This is a genomic window from Acidimicrobiales bacterium, assembly GCA_036491125.1.
Lineage (GTDB): Bacteria > Actinomycetota > Acidimicrobiia > Acidimicrobiales > AC-9 > AC-9.
In genome coordinates this window covers 1-4,720 of sequence record DASXCO010000160.1, presented here as the reverse complement: position 1 = coordinate 4,720, position 4,720 = coordinate 1, and the positions used below count along the sequence as shown (strand labels likewise).

Here is a 4,720-nt window from a genome sequence, read left to right as displayed (position 1 = left end):
CTTGACGGGGCACCGCCGGCCGCCCCAGCAGGTGGTGGCTGAGATCGCCGAAGAGGTCGCAGATCATGTGGCGTTCGGCGAACCGCCAGGTGCCCTCGGGCCGCTCGAAACGGTCGCGGTAGCGCCCCGCGATGACGGGCTGGAGGGGGAGCTCGGGCGTGGCCTGGAGCACGGTGAAGTAGGACCGCGCCTGCGCCGTGCCGGCCTCCTCGTCCACCTCGATGACGACGTTGGTCGTGACGTGCTTGGTCTTCGGTGTGCCCGTGTCTTCGTAGATGCGGGTCGACTGCCGGTACATCTCGAGGACGTCGTCCTGTCCGGCCCTCACGGCGTCGGTTCCCTCGACCGTGATCGTGCCCGCGGCGAACAGCTCGGCGACGCCCTCGAAGTCCCCCTCGTCGATCCGCTCGGCGTAGGCGTAGACGAGGCGGGCGATGGCTGTCTGCGCGTCCATGCGAGCGCTCAGGCGTCCTCGGGCTCCGAGATGGCAGAGGCGAGCAGCACGAACAGCTCCCCGACGAGCCTGCGGTAGCGGGGGGCGTCCTCCTCGTCGATGGTGGCGAGCTGGGTCAATCCCTCGAGCGCGCCGCGGCTGAGGTCGGCGAAGTCGCGGGCGGAGATGCGGGGTCGCACGCCTCGGCGGGCCCACTCCTCCTCGATCACGCCTGCCACCCTCTCACCGCTCTTGCGCTCGAAGTCAGCCAGTCGCTTCCGCACCTCGGGGTTCCTCAGTGCTGCCAGCCGCAGCTCGAGCGCCAGCCCGGGCCAGTGCGACGTGAAACGCTCCGCTGACTCCCAGGCGGCGGTCGCCGCGACGGCATCGGTGACGAGGTCGGCGCGGCCTGTCTCCTCCATGGCGGTCATGACGGCGTCGAGCTGGATGTCCATGTAGTGGTCGAGCACGCCGAACAGCAGCTCCTCCTTGCTGCCGAAGTTGGAGTAGATGGCCCCCCGGCTGAAGCCGGCGACCTCGCCGATCTCCTCCAGCGAGGCTCCGTAGAAGCCCTTCTGGGCGAAGACCTCGGCCGCCGCCTCGACGAGGGTCTGGCGGGTGATCTGACGGCGCCGCTCGGGGGTCAGCTTCTCCACGGGCACGGCAACCATGATGCCAGGACCTCGTCAGCCTTGACTTCCACATACATGTCTGTATATTAATGACGCAGACGTATCAGAACAGGTGGTGGGCATGACAGAGAGCGAAGCCGTGGACTGGGTCCGCCGCCGGCTCGAGTTCGAGGCCTGGTTGAGCGTGCTGCGCGCCGACGCGTCGGCCTCATCGGTACCACCAGAGGCCGGCCTTCTTCGGGGGTCGAGGCCGTACGTCCTCAGAGAGGAACGGGGTGGGCAGGACACTGCCGTCCGAGAGTCGCCGAATGCGGTAGCCGCCAGCAACGACGTCGGCGATCTCGAAGCCTCGGCTCCAAGCGCCGGTGAACCGGTTCCTCACCTCCACGCGCCGGCCGGGGCCGAGCGACTCCAGCTCAGGTGAAGTGACGAAAGCCCCTGGATCACCCATTCGCCGCCCCCAGGTGACGTTGGTGCGGCGCAGGGTAATGCAGCGGTCGCCCGTGGTCAACGAGGAGGGCGCGGGGGTCCGGTAGCTACTGGCCGCCATTTCGACCAGATGCGGAGCACGAGGAACGCGTGCCGAAAAGCAGGCCCCACGGGCGCTTCGCCCGTCAGGCGTTCACGTCGATCCGGGCCAAGTGGGAATGGTGCTGCAGGTACTGGCGGATCATCAGGAGCGCGGCGACGCCCTCGCCGACGGCCGAGGCCAGCTGCTTGGTGGACCCGGCGCGCACGTCGCCGGCCGCGAACACGCCTGGCACCGATGTCTGGAACTGGTCGTCGGTGACCACGAACCCCCACCGGTCGAGGTCGACCGTTCCACCGGCGAAGCTGGTGCTCGGGTCGAGTCCGATGAAGACGAACGCCGCCGCCGGGTGCCAGGTGTACTTCTCCCCGGAACCCCGATCCCGGGCGTCGACGGATTCGAGGCGATGGCGACCGTGCAGCTCCGTGATCTCGGTGTTCAGGTGGATCACGAACTGTGGGCTCTGCCGGACCTTGTCCTGGAGGAGCCGGGAGGCCCTGAGCTCGGGGGCGAACTCCACGACCCGGATGCGGTCGGCGAACTGCGACAGGAAGAGGCCCTCCTCGAGCGCGGAGTTGCCTCCCCCGATGATCAGCAGCTCGCCCGCTCCCCGGTAGAAGGGTCCGTCGCAGGTGGCGCAGAAATGGACGCCCGCTCCGATGAGCTCACTCTCGCCGGGAATGTCGAGGCGGCGGTAGGACGACCCGGTGGCGATGAGGACGGTGTGGGCGTCGATCTCCTGCCCGGTCCCCAGTCGGACCTTCACGTCCTCGTGGTCGGGGCCACCACCGAAGCCCTCCACGCCCACCGCCGACAGGAGCTCGACGCCGTACCGCTGGGCTTGGGCCACGAACCGCTCGGCCAGCTCGGCACCGCCGACCCCCTCCGGGAACCCGAGATAGTTGTCGATCCGCTCGGTCGTCCCGGCGTTGCCACCCAGCGCAGCCTGCTCGACCACCACCGCGTCGATGCCCTCCCGAGCGGCGTAGACCGCAGCCGCCAGGCCAGCCGGGCCGCCGCCGATGATGGCGAGGTCGTAGAAGCGGCGAGTGGCCGTGATGCTCAGGCCGAGCTTTCGAGCAAGCTGCTCGTTGGTGGGAGCGACGAAAAGGCTCCCGTCGGAGAAGACGACGGTGGGAATGGTCCGGCCCCCGCCCTGGAGCTCCTCGACGACTCGGAGAGCGTCCGGGTTCTGGTCGATGTCCGACCACTCGTAGTGCACACGGTGCTCGCCGAGGAACTTCTTCGCCCGGCGACAGTCGGGGCACCACGGGGCCCCATAGACGGTGACATCTGACATGGCGGTGCCCCCACTTCTCGCGGCTGTCGCACCCCATGGTGCCGCGTCGTGAGCGGTGGACGCGTATTGTCATACCTGATGGAGACGCAGGTGCAGGAGATCGCCGAGGGCATCTATCGGCTCTCCACGTTCATCCCCGACGCCAACTTCATGTTCAACCAGTTTCTGGTGGACGCCGAGGAGCCGCTGCTGTTCCACGCCGGCCTCCACAACCTGTTTCCGGCGGTGAGCGAGGCGGCAGCGCGCGTCGTGCCGGCCGAGCGCCTGCGGTGGATCACGTTCGGCCACGTCGAGGCCGACGAGTGCGGGGCCATGAACCAGTGGCTGGCGGCCGCGCCCAGGTCCGAGGTCGCCCACCCGGCGATGGGCTGCATCGTCTCGGTGAACGACCTGGCCGACCGCCCGCCGCGTCAACTCGCCGATGGCGAGGTCCTCGACCTCGGCGGCAAGCGGATCCGCAGCATCGACACGCCCCACGTCCCCCACGGCTGGGACGCCCACGTGCTCTTCGAGGAGACGACGGGCACGCTCCTCTGCGGCGACCTGTTCACGGCCATGGGGCCGAGCCCGGCGCTGACAGAGGGCGACCTCCTCGACCCGGCGATCCAGGCCGAGGACGTCTTCCGGGCCACCTGCCTCACCCCCGAGACCGCTCCCACGATCCGCCGCATGGCCGGGCTCCAGCCCCGCACCCTCGGCCTCATGCACGGCCCCTCGTTCACCGGCGATGCTGCGGCCCAGCTTCGGGAGCTTGCCGACGCCTACGAGGAGCGTCTCACCGAAGCCCTCGGAGGGGCCAGCTAGCTGCGCAGGTCGTGCGGGTTGTGAGGCGTCAGGACGGTCAGGCGTCGATCGGCTGGAGGAGGACCAGCGGTATCTCCCGCGTGGTCTTTCGCTGGTAGCCGGCGTAGTTGCGGTGGTCGGCGGTGACCAGAGGCCACAACCTGGCCCGCTCCTCCGGGCCGGCGATCTCGGCCCGCATGCGCTGTGCCGGCTTGCCGCCCACCGACACCGTGACATCGGGCTTGTCGCGCAGGTTGAGGAACCAGGCCGGATGGTGGTCGTCGCCGCCCCGCGAGGCCACGACGACGAGCGTCGACCCCTCCTGGTAGGGCGAGGTCAGCATGGTCGCGCGGGGTTGGCCGCTCCGCCGGCCCGTCGTGGTCAGCTCGATCACCGGCATCCCGGAGGCTGACCACCCGAGCCGGCCGCCCGTGGCGCCGAGCACAATCCGGTGGACGCGGTTCATCGCCTTGAGGCCGAGGTCGGAGGGCACGGCGAGATGCTAGATGATCCGCTTGCTAGCGAATGACGCCCCGGCCGGCGATGAGGGGAAGGTCGAGGGCGGTCACCCAACCGGGCGGGCTGGCGTTGACGGCGGGGATGGCGTTGAGGGCCCGCAGTCCAGTGGCCAGACAGCCCCCGGCGATCGGGTCGCCCTCGGTCGAGCGGAACGCCGTCTCCTGGACGATCGACGGGCTGCCCTCGATCTCCACCCGATAGCACTCGGGGGTGCTGCCCCTCGGCCACTCAGGAGCGGCATCGGGACCGATCCGGTTGACGTGCTCCAACACGATCCGGGGCTCGCCCCGGTAGAGACCCTGGATCTGGAAGCGGATGGCGGCCACGTTGCCGGGCTCGATCGTCCCCTTGGCCGACGGCACCGCCTTGTCGGTCACCCATTTCTCCCAGGTGGTCGTGATGTCGTCGAGCTCGATACCCACCGCCTCGGCCATCATCGGCACCGTCCCACCCCACGCCATGACGAGGATCTCGGGGATCTCCAGGGTCGACGTCTGATCGGGCGGGCGTCCGATTCCCATCTC

At 69.4% G+C, this 4,720-nt stretch carries 7 protein-coding genes; 2 read left to right on the top strand and 5 right to left on the bottom strand.

Annotated elements, in window-relative coordinates:
- Positions 1-454 (bottom strand): nuclear transport factor 2 family protein (locus VGF64_12550; GenBank protein HEY1635582.1); only part of this gene is annotated, 454 nt, incomplete at its 3' end.
- Between the two features lie 8 nt (positions 455-462).
- Positions 463-1,095 (bottom strand): TetR/AcrR family transcriptional regulator, encoded by a 633-nt coding sequence (locus VGF64_12545; protein ID HEY1635581.1) that lies wholly within the window; start codon positions 1,093-1,095, stop codon positions 463-465.
- 91 nt (positions 1,096-1,186) lie between these two features.
- Here VGF64_12545 and VGF64_12540 point away from each other — a divergent pair, with 91 nt between their 5' ends.
- A complete protein-coding gene (locus tag VGF64_12540) occupies positions 1,187-1,489 on the top strand; it encodes a hypothetical protein (GenBank protein HEY1635580.1) in 303 nt (100 codons plus the stop codon).
- Between the two features lie 190 nt (positions 1,490-1,679).
- Here VGF64_12540 and VGF64_12535 read toward each other — a convergent pair whose 3' ends face one another.
- Positions 1,680-2,894, bottom strand: coding sequence for an FAD-dependent oxidoreductase (locus VGF64_12535; GenBank protein ID HEY1635579.1), 1,215 nt, complete (start codon positions 2,892-2,894; stop codon positions 1,680-1,682).
- A gap of 78 nt (positions 2,895-2,972) precedes the next feature.
- Here VGF64_12535 and VGF64_12530 point away from each other — a divergent pair, with 78 nt between their 5' ends.
- Positions 2,973-3,698, top strand: coding sequence for an MBL fold metallo-hydrolase (locus tag VGF64_12530; GenBank protein ID HEY1635578.1), 726 nt, complete (start codon positions 2,973-2,975; stop codon positions 3,696-3,698).
- 37 nt (positions 3,699-3,735) lie between these two features.
- Here VGF64_12530 and VGF64_12525 read toward each other — a convergent pair whose 3' ends face one another.
- Both VGF64_12525 and VGF64_12520 read right to left on the bottom strand, forming a co-directional pair.
- Positions 3,736-4,170: a nitroreductase/quinone reductase family protein gene (locus VGF64_12525; GenBank protein HEY1635577.1), complete on the bottom strand. Its 435-nt coding sequence runs from the start codon at positions 4,168-4,170 to the stop codon at positions 3,736-3,738.
- Between the two features lie 25 nt (positions 4,171-4,195).
- The coding region (locus VGF64_12520; protein HEY1635576.1) for a hypothetical protein at positions 4,196-4,720 on the bottom strand (525 nt) is incomplete at its 5' end.